The sequence below is a fragment of the Dysgonomonas mossii DSM 22836 genome, assembly GCF_000213575.1.
Lineage (GTDB): Bacteria > Bacteroidota > Bacteroidia > Bacteroidales > Dysgonomonadaceae > Dysgonomonas > Dysgonomonas mossii.
Genome location: NZ_GL892005.1, coordinates 183894 through 199293 on the forward strand (window position 1 = coordinate 183894; position 15400 = coordinate 199293).

Sequence of the window (15400 nt, forward strand, 5' to 3'; positions counted from 1 at the left end):
GTTAGACTATTACTGACTTTATTAAAACTACAATAATGAGATTTCAATTAGGATTAGTTGTACTACTCTTCTTGCCTTTACTTATAAAAGGGCAATCTACTCCCCCAAGTGTAGTGTTTTACTCGAAGGGTAAAATGTACGTTAAGTACGGAAGTGAGACTGATGGAACGCAGTCTAAGGCAACAACTTTGTATATTAAAGGTTCTGCTGAGTTTGCTGATGGTTCAGGCATAATTCAGAACGGTCGTACAGAGTTGACCGGGGATTTTATTAATGGAAAAGATCCCGGAGTTCAAGGAAATGGTGCTGATGTTGGCGGTGAATATGCGCATCTGTTTAAAGATCCCAATACAAGCAGCGGTGTAGTTGCTTTTGTTGGTAAGGATAATAAACAAACGATTCGAAGATCTACAGGTCTTTTAGCTAACAAAGGTTCTCAAAAAAAATACAATTATATAGCTTTCCCGACGTTGCATGTTGATAAAACAGTAACAGATATTAATGCTGCCGATCCTCGATTGGTAGGGTTTGTCGCTGTTGATACATCTGCTGCAGTTCTTGTGAATAAACTATTATCACCACTCAATGCATCAAATGTCTTGGGAGGTAATAGATTTGTTGTAGAGGGATACTATGATGATACGATTACGCAGAAAATAAATCTGGGGCAGGCGCTTATTGTAAGTGATACAGGCTCAGATCTTCCCGGCTATAGTCAGGTGAATCTGACATACTACAAATATAATGGTACCAGCGACGATGATGGAGCTATTAATCCTTCGACCCATGAGGCTGCTACCGGTCCTAATACACTTCGTAAGGAAGTAAATGGAAAGATTTGGAATTACCTGACCGGATTTACTCCTCCATTTGAAGAAATGGGTACAGACTATTTGTTCTACCACGTATTCATGAAACCAAACAAAAATAGTCTGACTTCGAATCAAGGAACTATCCTCGATCCTCTATACAAAATGAAAGCCGGATACGGATACTTTATGAGTATGGATGTGACGAATTATGGAAGTAAAAATATTGATGATAGATGGGCTGCATTGAAGATTGAGTCAGCGAATAGAGCTAAAGGTGGTTTTGAATTCAATCGTCGATTGATGAGATATCACTTCACCAAAATAAATGGTAATACAATTACCGGCGGAGTATTTAATCTTGGCTCTGTTGATTATTTAATGGGTTTTTCCCGCTTTTCGCCGGATATGGCAGGAACAAAACCTGGAGGTTGGAGGGGCTTAGGTGGCTGGCCTGATTTTGGAAGAGATAGGATCGAATTGCTCGAAACAGAGAAGTTTAAAACAGATGCTGTGACGGTAACGCTAGAGCAGGGGCTTAACTTTTTAGGGAATCCATTTATGGCGCCAATCAGTTTGAATCCATTGCTAGGATATGATATTAAAGGCAACTCACTCGGTACGGATTTAACTGCCGGAGTTTTGGATGTGTCGCAATATTTTGGGCAAGATGTAAATACATCGGCTAAAAATGAAACTACAAAAAATGTACTGAGATCTAAATATTGGATTGTAAATAATGGTTTGATCAGATATGATAACAGTGATAAACTATATCATATGCAGGTTAACTACGATTATATAAGTACAGATGGCACTACTGTAACCGGCGGATCGGCAGATCCGGCAGACCCGGGTAGGAATATTATAGATCCTCTACAATTCTTAATTGCCCCTATGCAAATGTTTATAGTACAGGCAAACAAAAGTTTCGATATTTCTTTAAGCCCTACTTTAAGAACATTCGGAACGACACGATACTTAAAGAGCTCTCCTAGTTCAAACCTCTTGTCAGACTTCTTTGTGGTTGAGGTTGCCAGTTCTGCGGATAAGATTGCAGACAGAACTGCAATTGTACTTCGAGACAATGCAAAAATGACAAGCGATGATAATCTGGATACGCCGAAGAATTTCTCTAAGTCGATTACTGTACCAAGTGAAAGTGATAAAATATATCCTGAAGAAGGTTCTACTTTCATCTACACGAAATCGAGTGACGGTGTAAATATGTTAGGGAATGTAGTTCCTCTAAATATTAAAGAGTTAGCATTGTATGTAACTCCTCCGGCTACGCAACAAACAATGTCTTTGAATTTTTACAATTTAGAGAATCTTGTATCTGTTCAGGATGTTTGGCTGATAGACCGTTACCAGAACAATAAGACAGTGAAACTGACTCCGGGTACATCTTACGAGTATTCATCAGGTCCGTCTGATCTGAAAGCTGTGGACGAAAATCGATTTATATTACGCTTTTTTGAAACGAAAGATATTCTAGAAGAAGAAACTACTGAAATAACCTGTTATTATAATGAACCGGTATTGCATATTTCCGGCTTGAATGAGAAAGATGTGAATAGCGATGTGTTGATTTATGATATGCAAGGGCGATTGATGGGAAAAACCAGAGTTGGTAAAAATGACTATCCATCAATGGAATATTCTAAAACATTAAACTTAGGAACATACATAGTAAAAATAGCAGGAAACAGAACTTTTACAACAAAATTTGTGAACTTACACAACTAGCTTTTTAGAACACAGACGTACGAAAAATATAACAAATGAAAACAAAACTAGTGATATTTGTGTTTTTGATAACATGCTTTGGGCTGTCTATACCAACGGTTTCAATAACTGCTGCAGAGACCGATGCGATGGATGCGCAAGTTATATCCAGCAAGTCTCCTTCTGCTGTAACTTTATCAAAGATTGAAAATTTATCAATTGCAAGCAGGACAGATAATTCTTCGATGGCTACAACATTAAATAAAGTTGGTGGCACAAGAGCCCTTACAGACTGGGGTACAGATCCAACCTTGCCCGGACAAGGTGGAGAAGTAACAGACCCGGGTCAAGTAGGAGAAGCAGCTCCCATAGGAGATATTACACTTCCTATAATTCTATTTGCGTTAGTTATTTATTTCGCTTATAGAGGAGTTTCTACTTCAAAAAGAAGAAATAATTTCTAATACAAGTTTATAATGATAAAATAGGAGAGTGTTAATTAACATTCTCCTATGCCAATAATCATAAAAGTCCCATGTGTCACACGGCAAATGGGACTTTTATATTTATATGAGTAAAAATTACTTTTCTATCCAGTTTATGATTTTATCACAAAAAGGATCTTCTCGTGGAGCTGCAAAATCTACAAGTTGACCATTCTCATCAATCATAAATTTCTGAAAATTCCATTGTACCTCTGCATCCATTTTCCCGTTCTGTGATTTTTCTGTCAGCCATCTATAGAGCGGTGCTTTCTTGTCGCCTACTACGTCTATTTTGCTCATCATAGGGAACGATACATTATATTTGAGTGTACAGAATGTTTTTATTTCTTCATTTGTTCCGGGTTCTTGACCGTTAAAATTATTAGCGGGAAAACCTATTACGACAAAATTCTTGTCTTTGTATTTTTCGTAAAGGTCTTGTAATTTGTCATATTGAGGAGTAAGCCCACATTTGGACGCGACATTTACTACCAAAACTTTTTTACCTTTTAGGCTTGAGAGATCAAAATCGTTACCGTCAATGTCTTTTACTTTAAAATCATATAAGGATACTTGCGCTATCATAACTGTAGAAATTATACTGAATAGAGTTGCTAAAATTAAATGTTTCATATTGTATTATTTATTTAGTGACTATACTTAAAACAACTAGTATATGCAGAATGTTTTGTTAATAAATATAGAATAACCGTGTTACATCTTCGTTATATTTTATAGTATTTGATGCTGTGTTTCCTTGTATCTTTTTTAAAAAGATTACCTTTACGGCGTCAAAACAAAATAATATGGATTTTAATTTAGAGATATTTTCCCTGGTTTTATTTATCGGGGCATGTTTTGCCGGATTTATAGGTTCGCTTACAGGTTTAGGAGGAGGAGTAATTGTAATCCCTATTTTAACCCTTGGATTTGGTGTAGATATCAGATATGCAGTAGGAGCTGCATTGGTTACATCTATTGCCACATCTTCAGGAGCTGCCGCGGCATATATAAAAGAAGGGATAACCAACGTGCGCATTGGTATGTTTCTCGAAATAGCAACAACGACGGGAGCTGTTGCGGGTGCAATTGTAGCTATGTATCTTGATAAGATGTATATCGCTATAATTTTAGGTGTTGTTCTTATTTTTTCTGCGATACGTTCTGTGTCAAAGAAAGAAGATGGCATCGATTATTCTGCTCCGGGCGATAAATTGGGAGATAAGTTGAAACTAAATGGTTCTTACCCAACCAAAGATGGAAGAGTAGAGAAATATAATGTTCATAATGTAATTGGAGGGTATTCACTGATGACAGTTGCTGGTGTTTTATCGGGGCTGCTTGGTATTGGCTCGGGATCATTGAAAGTATTGGCTATGGATACGGCAATGAAGATTCCTTTCAAGGTATCTACAACAACCAGTAACTTTATGGTTGGTGTAACAGCCGCCGCCAGTGCTGTAATCTACTTCCAACGAGGATATATCGATCCGGGATTAGCTATGCCTATTGTTGTGGGAGTCCTTTTGGGTGCATTTTTTGGCTCTAAAATACTACCTAAAGCAAATGTAAGAAATTTAAGACTGCTATTTAGTGTCGTAATTTTCTTCTTAGCTGTTTCTATGATTTATAATGCTTTAACCGGTAAAATGTAATAAGATGAAGAAAGTTTTTTCTAAAGAGTTTTGGGAAGAAAGAGACATGGAGCTTCTTATTGGCAAGTTGCTGCGATATGGAGTTATGTTGGCATGTGGTATTACCGTATTTGGAGGTCTGATCTATTTATTCCAGAATCACGGTTTGCCTATCGAGCATTATAAACCTACACCCGATGATCAGCCCTTTCCGGGAGTTTCTCAATATCTACGTGAGTTGTCAACGATTATTCCCCGAGTATTAGAGTTTGATGGTGCGGCCATCATACAATTAGGCGTTTGTGTACTTATAGCCACGCCTATTTTGCGTGTAGCATTTTCTGTGATAGGCTTTCTTATTGAGAAAGATTATATGTACGTGGCGATAACCATCGTCGTATTATTAATTATTGTAGCCAATATGGTTTTAGGATTACACTGATATGAAGAAGACAATATTTCCTTTTTTATTATTTATATCTATTTCTTTATTTTCTCAGTCGGCGAAAGAGAAAGGTTTTGCAACAATTAATAAAGAAAGCGCAAAAGCATATATTGGCTTTCTGGCAAGCGATGCTGTAGAAGGCAGAGAGGCCGGTAGGCATGGTGGACGTGTTGCCGGAGAATATGTGAAGTCTGTATTACAAGATATGGGACTGAAGCCGCTGAATGAGGATTCTTATTTCCAGCCTTTTGAAGCATATAGTCCCGAGAGACAAAAAAGAGTGCGTTTTTCTGTTCATCCCGATTCTATTCAGAAGTATAGTCAACTTCCGGCTCATCGTAAGTTAGAGTTAAGGAATGTATTGGGATATATTGAAGGTAAAAATAAGAATGAATATGTTGTAATGGGTGCTCATTACGATCACTTAGGTATGGATGAAGTCCTCGATGGGGATAAGATATATAATGGAGCCGATGATAATGCTTCGGGAGTTTCTGCTGTATTGCAAATAACGAAAGCTTTTCTTGCGAGTGGAAAAAAGCCAGAGCGTACAATTATTTTTGCTCTATGGGATGGTGAAGAGCTGGGACTGTTAGGCTCGGAGTATTTTATGCAAACATGCCCTTTCGCATCAGATATTAAAGGATATGTTAATTTTGATATGATTGGACGAAATAATGACGAGCAGAAACCAAAATATGTTGTGTATTTCTATACCGAAGCACACCCTCAGTTTGGTGAATGGCTGAAGAGCGATATTAAGACATACGGGCTAGGCTTGGAACCTAATTATCGCGCTTGGGATAAGCCTATTGGAGGTAGTGACAATGCTTCATTCGCAAAAAGAGATATTCCTGTGATTTGGTATCATACAGATGGACATCCCGATTATCATCAACCGAGCGATCATGCCGATAAAATAAATTGGGATAAACTTGTCGAAATAACGAAAGCTGCTTATCTTAACCTCTGGAATTTAGCAAACTTAAAAACATATTAAACTATGAGGCTGAAACTTATCCTTGTCGTACTCTTTTTTACTCCATTTTCTTTATTTGCACAAACATCTAAAGAAAAAGGTCTGGCAGAAATAACTTTGCAAAAGGCAAAGGAGTATATAGGGGTTTTGGCTAGTGATAGTTTAGAGGGGCGTAAAGCCGGCGAATCGGGCGGATTGAAGGCCTCAGAATATATAAAAAGTACACTTCTGAAAGTAGGAGTTAAGCCTTGGAGAGATACTTATTATCAACCTTTCGAAAGTGATCGCTATCCTTCTCTAAAGATGCGTAACGTACTGGGGTATATTCCGGGAAAGTATCAGGATGAGGTTGTGATAGTTGGCGCACACTACGACCATATAGGTGTAAAAGCAAACAAAACGAATGACAGTATATACAACGGAGCCGATGATAATGCTTCGGGGACATCGGCGATTTTGCAGATAGCAAAAGCCTTTGTGGCTTCCGGCGAAAAACCATTGCGCACTGTAATTTTTGCTTTGTGGGATGGGGAGGAATTGGGCTTGTTGGGTTCATCTTATTTTGTTGAAGATTACTCCAAGAACATAACTTTTCCTTTACTCACAGCTCCTAAAATAAGAGGCTATATCAATTGCGATATGATTGGTAGAAATAAGACGGAGGCTGATTATAATTATGTAGCATGTTTTTTCTCTCCTGAGAAACCTGTGTTTAAAGAATGGTTACAGAACGATATTGCCGCATATAATTTAAATTTGGTTCCCGATTTTCGCTCTATGGATGATTCTCCGGGAGGGAGCGATCATATTCCTTTTTCGATGAGAAAGATACCTGTTATATTTTACAATACCGATTTGCATGAAGACTATCATAAGCCGACCGATCATGCCGATAAAATTAATTATGAGAAAGTGGTAAATATCACTAAAGCCACCTATCTTAATTTGTGGAATATGGCGAATCTGAAGGATTTCTAGTTAGGATATCGTATATAAGTTTCCCGGGAGTGTTCTTATCATTCCTTTCATCTCCATCTCCAGTAATGTCGAAAACAGTGAGTATGCCGGAACACCAAGCTCTCTGGCTAACTGATCGATATGTATAGATTCTTTTTCTGATAATTTATTAACGATGGTTTGCTCATCATCGGTCAATATGGTGAAAAGACTTTGTTGAATAGGTGCTTTCTTCTTTTTGGGTGATTCGTTATCCCAACCCATTTGTTGCAGGAAATATTCTGTTGATCGGAACAAATCGGCTTTGTGTGACGAGATAAGCTTGTTACATCCTTGAGAATATTTATCAGTCATTTTTCCCGGAACGGCAAACACATCTTTACAATATGAATTCGCAATTTCCGCCGTAATCAGCGAACCTCCTTTTACGTCAGACTCAACAACAATAACAGCATCGGCAATGCCTGCTACTATTCGGTTCCTTTTTACAAAATTGTATCGATCGGGGTCTGTATTGCTCTGGAATTCAGAAAGCAACCCTCCTTTAGCGACCATTTCTCTGGCTATTTGCTTGTGTACATGCGGGTATATTCTATCTAAGCCATGAGCCAGTATACCTATTGTAGGTAAATTATATTTCAGAGCGGCTCTATGTGCATTGATATCTATTCCGTAAGCAAGTCCGCTTACAATTAGAGTATTAGGTAGCAGGTGTGCAATTTCTTCCAGAAAAGTATCGCAAAAACTATTGCCATAATTTGTGGAGTTTCTTGTCCCTACTATGCTTATTACCTTCTCGGTGTTGAAATTGATATCTCCCTCAAAATAAAATAAGAGAGGAGCGTCTGCGCACTCTTTTAGTCGTTTAGGGTAGTCCGTCTGATTGATGAAGTAAGTTTTAAGCTTGTTCTTCTCTATAAAAGAGAGTTCTTTTTCTGCTTTTATAAGAACCTCCGGATTAAGTATGCCATCAACCAGCTTATGAGAGATTCCTGTTTTTGAGATAAGAGATTTCCTTTCCGTTCTGAATATAGCTTCCTCATCTCCCATAATCTGTAGGAGATTGCGAGCAGTAATATCACCCACTCCCGGAATGAGGGTGAGGGCAATCTGATAAATACGTTTATCAGAGGAAAGATTCATCTCTTAGATAGATTCTTTTAAAGGGTCAAAAATCTGACCATCTTTCATGTGTACGGTTCTGTCTGTTATAGAAGCCAGATTTTCGTCGTGAGTTACTATAATGAATGTTTGTCCTAATGTATCGCGAAGTTTAAAAAATAATTGATGTAGTTCTTCTTTGTTCTCTGTATCGAGGCTACCCGACGGTTCATCAGCCAAGATGATTGCCGGATTGTTAATCAAGGCACGTGCTACAGCAACACGTTGTTTTTCTCCTCCCGATAGTTCATTTGGTTTATGACCAAGTCTGTCAGCTAAACCCAGCATATCGAGTAATTTTTTTGCCTTTTGCTTTGCCTGAGAATCCTTAACCTTTCCTATCAGAGCAGGTATCATTACATTTTCCAGCGCTGTAAACTCGGGTAAAAGCTGATGGAACTGAAATACAAATCCAATGTTTTTGTTTCTGAAATCAGACAGTTGGCTATCTCTTAGTGAGTTCAGTTTTTGTCCATTAATATGTACTGTACCACTGTCAGCCTTATCCAGTGTCCCTATAATTTGTAGAAGGGTCGTTTTTCCGGCTCCACTAGCACCTACAATCGATATTATCTCCTCTTTTTCTACATGAAGATCTATGCCTTTGAGAACTTTAAGCGAGCCAAAACTTTTAGTTATTCCTTCTACAGTAATCATTTGTTTTATTTTATACCAATACCGAAATAGTCAAATCCTATTTCGTTCATCTCTTGTTTGTTATATATATTTCTTCCGTCAAAAACAACAGGTTTCTTCATGGTTTTCTTTATTACTTCCCATGTAGGCAAGCGAAACTCGTTCCATTCGGTAACCATCAATATCGCATCCGCTTCTAACGTAGCATCATAGATATCTTTTGCGTATGTAATGTTGTCGCCTAGAATTCGTTCAGCCTCTTCCATAGCAACAGGATCATAAGCCTTAACTTTTCCTCCTGCTTCTAAAATCTTATCAATGATAACCAGCGATGGAGCTTCACGCATATCATCTGTTTTTGGTTTAAATGCTAGTCCCCATACGGCTATAGTTTTTCCTTTGATATCGTTATCATAGTATTTCATTAGTTTTTCGAAGAGAATTTTCTTCTGCGACTCATTCACTTCTTCAACGGCCTCAAGGATTTTCATCTCATAGCCCAGATTTTCAGCTGTGTGGATAAGTGCTTTTACATCTTTCGGAAAGCAGCTTCCACCATATCCGCATCCGGCATATAAAAATTTAGAACCGATGCGTACATCTGCTCCGATTCCTTTTCGTACCATATTGATGTCAGCTCCTACAATTTCGCACATATTAGCAATATCGTTCATAAAGCTGATTCGGGTAGCTAGCATGGCGTTAGCTGCATATTTTATCATTTCGGCCGAAGGAATATCGGTATATATAATGCGGTAGTTGTTCAAAGTGAAAGGTTTGTACAATCTTTCCATCAATTGCTTGGCTTCTTCAGACTCAACACCAACCACAACACGGTCGGGTTGCATAAAATCTGTAATGGCTGCACCTTCTTTCAAGAATTCGGGATTTGAAGCCACATCAAACTTCAGATCCGTTAAACCTCTTTTGTCTAATTCGTCCTGAATGGTTTTCTTTATTAGCTTGGCTGTACCTACAGGTACGGTACTTTTGGTTACAATAACCATATATTTGTTTAGTTCCTGTCCAATAGTACGTGCCACATCAAGCACATATTTCAGATCTGCACTTCCATCTTCATCGGGAGGTGTGCCCACTGCGGAGAATACAATATCAACCTCGTTGAGGATAGAGCTAAGGTCGGTCGTGAAATTTAGGCGTCCCGCTTTATGATTGCGTTCTACCATTTCGTCAAGTCCCGGTTCGAAAATAGGAATGATACCATTCTTTAGTTTGTCTATCTTATTATGATCGATATCGATACAAAAAACTTCTGTTCCCATTTCAGCAAAGCAGGTTCCCGTAACGAGACCTACATAACCTGTACCAACAATAGCGATTTTCATGCCTGAATTAAATATTATAAATAACTAAATATTTGTAGTGCTTAATTTTGAAATACAAATATAGTATTAATCTTTTATCTTAAATCTATATTTGGCTCTGTCTGTTAAAAGAAATATGTAACACTCAGCTTTAGGGTTCTGTTGTACAAAGGATATTGGTCATATACAATGTTGTATAAACCGTGATGGTAATTGAGAGCAAACTGATAATTGTTGTGTTCTATTCCGAGCAATATACTGCCACCCCAATCAAAGTATTTATAATTGGCATCATCTGTTTTCAGCTCCTCATCATATACACCTGAGCTAGGTTTTTTATCTTTTCCGTACGAGCGATCAGTCCCTGCTATTAATCCCATAATATCCATACCGACGTATGGACCTAAACCAAATATCAAGCGATAATCGTCTTTAATAGCCCATTTTACGCCGAAGTTGAACGCTAAGTTCGTATAGAATCCCGTTATTCTTTTTATTTTCTCAGACTCTCCTATATAAGCATTCTTTAGACCGGTATTGATATAGGTCACAAGATAATCTACTTGTAGTACAAAGTTGTTTTTTCCTTTTTGAACGCTATAGCCTATATCCCATGTTGGTAATACGCCCGATTGATAAGCTCCTGTTGTAGTAAAATAACTTCCCGGTATAATCCCTGCCGATTCATAAGGCTTCATTCCTCTTAATTGGGATATTCCAATAGCACCTCTGATGCCAAAAGATGTATATGATTCTTGAGAGTATAGATTGAAGGCAATGGTGCATAGTACAATGTAAAGTAATAGTTTTTTCATTTGTCTTTGTTTTAAGGTTCAAACATTAAGACTTCGCTTTGTAGCAAAGGTTTAATATATAATATAAAGTTGTAATAAAAGGCGTTTGCTATTTTTCCTTTTTCTTTCTATATATTGTCACTTTTCATTACCTTTGTATGCCTATTATAAGTCAATCATTAACTTGAAATAAAAATATGGTTTCTTTCTTTCAAACCCCTTCCGGGAACATTATTGCTGTTCAAACAAGCTTCACCCTCAACGATGATTTTATCCAACGCCTGACATGGGCATTCAGTGGTGCAACTATGCTTGATTCTGATGAAGTTTCAGGCTTTTTTGTTGGTCCTCGCCGTGAGATGATAACCCCATGGAGTACAAATGCTGTGGAAATTACCCAGAATATGGGGATAGAGGGAATTGTGCGTATCGAAGAATTTTTTCCTGTCGCAAGTACCGATGCAGAGCATGATTCTATGCTCCAACGTATATACAATGGGCTTAATCAGCGTATTTTTACAATAGATAAGACGCCGGAACCTATTATAGAGATCGATGATATCGAAGCATATAACCAGCAGGAAGGCTTGGCCTTAAGCGAAGATGAGGTTGAATATCTGAATAGTGTAAGCCAACGATTGGGACGTAAGCTGACAGATAGCGAGGTGTTTGGATTCTCTCAGGTGAATTCAGAGCATTGCCGTCACAAAATATTTAATGGAACATTTATCATTGATGGTGAAGAAAAAGAAAGTTCTTTATTTAAACTGATAAAAAAGACATCTCAAACTAATCCGAACAAATTAGTTTCAGCATATAAAGATAATGTAGCCTTCAGTATGGGGCCTCAAATAGAACAGTTTGCACCTACAGAGGGTGATAAACCAAGTTATTTTGAGGTTACGCCGATCAAATCGGTTATCTCTCTGAAAGCTGAGACTCATAACTTCCCTACAACTGTAGAGCCGTTCAATGGTGCTGCTACAGGATCGGGAGGTGAAATTCGTGACCGTCTGGGTGGTGGTAAAGCATCCTTGCCTATTGCCGGAACAGCAGTTTATATGACTTCTTACCCAAGAACCAAAAAAGGAAAAGCATGGGAGGAAGCAATTGAAGAAAGACCTTGGCTATATCAGACTCCGGAGGAGATACTGATAAAAGCATCTAACGGTGCTTCTGATTTCGGAAATAAATTTGGTCAACCGCTCATTTGTGGGTCATTACTTACATTCGAGCATGAAGAAAATAGAAAGAAATTTGCTTTCGATAAAGTAATTATGCTAGCCGGAGGGGTAGGGTATGCCAACAAGCGTGATGCGCTCAAAGGTGAACCTAAACCCGGAGAAAAAGTCGTAATATTAGGAGGTGACAATTACCGTATCGGTATGGGCGGTGGAGCTGTCTCGTCTGTTGATACAGGTCAGTATTCAAGCGGAATAGAACTGAATGCCGTACAGCGTGCAAATCCTGAAATGCAAAAGCGTGCAGCCAATGTTATTCGTGCTTTAGCACAGTCGAAAGATAATCCAATCGTGTCTATTCACGATCATGGAGCAGGAGGTCACTTGAATTGTTTGTCGGAACTGATAGAGGCTACGGGAGGAAAGATAGATGTATCTAAACTGCCTGTGGGAGACCCTACTTTATCTTCGAAAGAGATTGTAGGAAATGAAAGTCAGGAACGTATGGGCTTGCTTATCCCGGAAGAAGCTGTAGACAAAATAGAACGAATTGCTCAGCGTGAGCGTTCACCGATGTACGTAGTAGGTGAGACTACTAACGATATGAAGTTGGTGTTTGAACAGGCTGACGGAAAACGTCCGATAGATTTGAAGCTGGAAGACTTCTTTGGCAAAGCGCCTAAGACAATCATGCGCGATGATACGCTTGAAGAAGAATATACCAATCCGGAATATGATCTCTCAAAACTCGAAGACTATATAAAAAATGTACTGCAATTAGAAGCTGTTGCTTGTAAAGACTGGTTAACAAACAAAGTAGATCGTTCGGTGACAGGTAAAGTTGCCCGCCAGCAAACGCAAGGAGAAATTCAGTTACCACTGAGTGACCTTGGAGCTGTGGCTTTAGATTATAAAGGAAAAGCAGGGATAGCAACATCTATAGGGCATGCGCCTCAGGCTGCGATGGTAGATCCAGCTGCAGGTTCGGTGCTTGCTATTGCCGAATCGCTTACAAATATAATATTTGCACCTATCGAAGATGGCTTGAAGGGCATTTCGTTGAGTGCTAACTGGATGTGGCCTTGTAAAAATCCGGGAGAAGATGCACGCTTGTACAAAGCCGTAGAGGCATGTTCTGAGTTTGCTTGCGAACTGGGGGTAAATATCCCTACAGGTAAGGACTCTCTTTCGATGACTCAGAAATACGGAGACGAAAAAGTGTATTCACCGGGTACTGTGATCATTTCAGCAGCAGGTGAAGTAAAAAATATACGCAAGATTGTTTCTCCTGTATTGGCATATATAAAAGGAACATACCTCTATTATATAGATTTCTCTTTCGATACCTTCAAGCTTGGAGGTTCAGCTTTTGCCCAGACTATGAATAAGCTAGGAGAGGAAGTGCCAACTGTTCAGGATACTGAATATTTCAAAAATGCATTTAATGCTGTTCAGGAGTTAATAGACAGGGGATTGATACTTGCAGGACATGATATTTCAGCCGGAGGTCTTGTTACCACAATGCTTGAAATGTGTTTTGCAAATCCTCAGGGAGGTCTTGAATCTCGCTTAGATAAGCTGCATCATGCAGATATAATAAAAGTATTGTTCTCCGAAAATCCGGGTATTCTTATTCAGGTAAAACATCATCATCTGGTAGAAAAAATTCTTGATGATTATGGTATTGGTTTTGCGATTATTGCCAGACCGATTGAGGAGAGAAAACTTGTGATCCAGAAAGATGCGTTTGTTCAAGAATTTGATATAGACGAGCTGCGTGACGTATGGTTCGAGTCTTCATACTTACTCGATAAAAAGCAAAGCGGAGAGAAACTAGCCGCAGAGCGTTTCCAAAACTATAAAAAACAGCCATTACAATTTAACTATAATCCTTCTTTTACAGGCAAATTTGCTCAGTTTGGTATCGATCCGGACAGAGTAAAACCTACCGGACTAAAAGCGGCTATTATCAGGGAGAAAGGAACGAATGGAGAACGTGAGATGGCATATTCCTTGTATCTTGCAGGGTTTGATGTGAAGGACGTACATATGACAGACTTAGCTTCTGGTAGAGAAACACTTGAAGATATCAATCTGATTGTTTTCTGCGGTGGCTTCTCTAATTCAGACGTACTTGGCTCGGCTAAAGGTTGGGCAGGAAGCTTCATGTTCAATGAAAAAGCGAAGGAAACTCTTCGCAAGTATTACCAACGTGAAGATACATTGAGTCTTGGTGTATGCAACGGCTGTCAGTTGATGATGGAGCTTGGGCTGGTATATCCTGATCACGATGTGAAACCTAAGATGGAACATAATGCTTCTCATAAGTTTGAATCTACTTATGTGAGCGTAGAAGTTCCACAAAACGAATCTGTTATGTTTGGTTCTCTATCAGGTAGCAAGCTTGGTATATGGGTAGCGCATGGTGAAGGACGTTTCTCGATGCCAAAGGCAGAATCGGAATACAATGTTATAGCTAAATATATTTACAGCGAATATCCGGGCAACCCGAATGGTTCTGATTATGATATTGCCGGTGTTGTTTCTAAAGATGGACGTCACTTGGCTATTATGCCTCACCTCGAACGTTCTTTATTTCCTTGGCAATGTGCATATCTGCCATTCGAACATCGTAGAGATGATTTTACTCCTTGGATAGAAGCATTTGTAAATGCAAGAGAGTGGGTGAAAAACGTAATTACTAAAAAATAAAATTATCTGCATTTGGATATCGAATGATATTCATAAGTAAAGGGTAGAAAGGTAACAGCTAAAATATTATAAATAGCTGTTGCCTTTATTCCTTTTTTGAAGTTTTGTAGAGCTAAAATATAAAAATGGAAGAGAAGAGAACGCTATTCGAACAGGCAATGAAGGTGCGCGACTATGAATGTGATGCACAAGGTATTGTCAATAATGCGAATTACCAACATTACTATGAAGTTGTGCGCCATGAATTTTTGGAAAAGCATAATCTTAATTTTTATGAACTGCATCAGCAAGGTATAGATGCGGTAGTAGTGAGTGTATATATCCGCTACAAGCATTCTTTGCGTGGTAGTAATGACTTTGTATGCACTGTTGATTCTATCGAAAGAGAAGGAATACGATATATTTTCAATCAGAAAATAGTTCGTTTAAGGGATAATAAAATTTGTTCTACAGCTCGGTTTGAGATTGCCTGTATGATAAATGGTAAAGTAGGGAAGCCTCAAATTTTTGATGAGATTTTGGGTAAATATATTGTACAATAGATAACAGAATAT

13 protein-coding genes are annotated in these 15400 nt (G+C 38.5%); 8 read left to right on the top strand and 5 right to left on the bottom strand.

Going from position 1 to position 15400, the window contains the following annotated elements; all coding sequences use genetic code 11:
• Positions 1–35 precede the first annotated feature (35 nt).
• Positions 36–2558 (top strand): T9SS type A sorting domain-containing protein, encoded by a 2523-nt coding sequence (locus HMPREF9456_RS04335; protein ID WP_006842248.1) that lies wholly within the window; start codon positions 36–38, stop codon positions 2556–2558.
• Positions 2559–2593: 35 nt separating this feature from the next.
• Entirely contained in the window at positions 2594–3001 is a 408-nt protein-coding gene (locus tag HMPREF9456_RS04340; protein WP_006842249.1) for a hypothetical protein, read from the top strand.
• A 117-nt stretch (positions 3002–3118) separates the two neighbouring features.
• Here HMPREF9456_RS04340 and HMPREF9456_RS04345 read toward each other — a convergent pair whose 3' ends face one another.
• Positions 3119–3655 carry a glutathione peroxidase gene (locus HMPREF9456_RS04345; RefSeq protein WP_006842250.1) on the bottom strand — a complete coding sequence of 179 codons (537 nt, stop codon included), beginning with the start codon at positions 3653–3655 and terminating at the stop codon, positions 3119–3121.
• A 173-nt stretch (positions 3656–3828) separates the two neighbouring features.
• Here HMPREF9456_RS04345 and HMPREF9456_RS04350 point away from each other — a divergent pair, with 173 nt between their 5' ends.
• The 4 genes from HMPREF9456_RS04350 to HMPREF9456_RS04365 are packed head-to-tail and all read left to right on the top strand — an operon-like array spanning position 3829 to position 7058.
• Complete coding sequence (locus HMPREF9456_RS04350) at positions 3829–4677, top strand: sulfite exporter TauE/SafE family protein (protein ID WP_006842251.1); 849 nt, start codon at positions 3829–3831, stop codon at positions 4675–4677.
• A gap of 4 nt (positions 4678–4681) precedes the next feature.
• Entirely contained in the window at positions 4682–5098 is a 417-nt protein-coding gene (locus HMPREF9456_RS04355) for a DUF1634 domain-containing protein (protein ID WP_006842252.1), read from the top strand.
• A 1-nt stretch (position 5099) separates the two neighbouring features.
• Complete coding sequence (locus tag HMPREF9456_RS04360; RefSeq protein WP_006842253.1) at positions 5100–6101, top strand: M28 family metallopeptidase; 1002 nt, start codon at positions 5100–5102, stop codon at positions 6099–6101.
• A 3-nt stretch (positions 6102–6104) separates the two neighbouring features.
• Positions 6105–7058: a M28 family metallopeptidase gene (locus tag HMPREF9456_RS04365; protein ID WP_006842254.1), complete on the top strand. Its 954-nt coding sequence runs from the start codon at positions 6105–6107 to the stop codon at positions 7056–7058.
• On the opposite strand, the gene dprA is transcribed toward HMPREF9456_RS04365, so the two are convergent.
• The 4 genes from dprA to HMPREF9456_RS04385 all read right to left on the bottom strand — a co-directional run bounded on the left by dprA (position 7059) and on the right by HMPREF9456_RS04385 (position 10974).
• Entirely contained in the window at positions 7059–8180 is a 1122-nt protein-coding gene (dprA, locus tag HMPREF9456_RS04370) for a DNA-processing protein DprA (RefSeq protein ID WP_006842255.1), read from the bottom strand. It abuts the gene before it with no gap.
• A 3-nt stretch (positions 8181–8183) separates the two neighbouring features.
• Positions 8184–8855, bottom strand: a complete 672-nt coding sequence (locus HMPREF9456_RS04375) for an ABC transporter ATP-binding protein (RefSeq protein WP_006842256.1) — start codon at positions 8853–8855, stop codon at positions 8184–8186.
• A gap of 5 nt (positions 8856–8860) precedes the next feature.
• Positions 8861–10180 (bottom strand): UDP-glucose dehydrogenase family protein, encoded by a 1320-nt coding sequence (locus tag HMPREF9456_RS04380; RefSeq protein ID WP_006842257.1) that lies wholly within the window; start codon positions 10178–10180, stop codon positions 8861–8863.
• A gap of 104 nt (positions 10181–10284) precedes the next feature.
• Entirely contained in the window at positions 10285–10974 is a 690-nt protein-coding gene (locus tag HMPREF9456_RS04385; RefSeq protein ID WP_006842258.1) for a hypothetical protein, read from the bottom strand.
• A gap of 176 nt (positions 10975–11150) precedes the next feature.
• Here HMPREF9456_RS04385 and purL point away from each other — a divergent pair, with 176 nt between their 5' ends.
• Together purL and HMPREF9456_RS04395 are read left to right on the top strand one after the other, a co-directional pair.
• The gene (gene purL, locus HMPREF9456_RS04390; protein ID WP_006842259.1) at positions 11151–14846 is read left to right on the top strand and encodes a phosphoribosylformylglycinamidine synthase; all 3696 of its coding nucleotides are present in this window, start codon (positions 11151–11153) and stop codon (positions 14844–14846) included.
• A 125-nt stretch (positions 14847–14971) separates the two neighbouring features.
• Positions 14972–15388: an acyl-CoA thioesterase gene (locus HMPREF9456_RS04395; protein WP_006842260.1), complete on the top strand. Its 417-nt coding sequence runs from the start codon at positions 14972–14974 to the stop codon at positions 15386–15388.
• Positions 15389–15400: the final 12 nt, after the last annotated feature.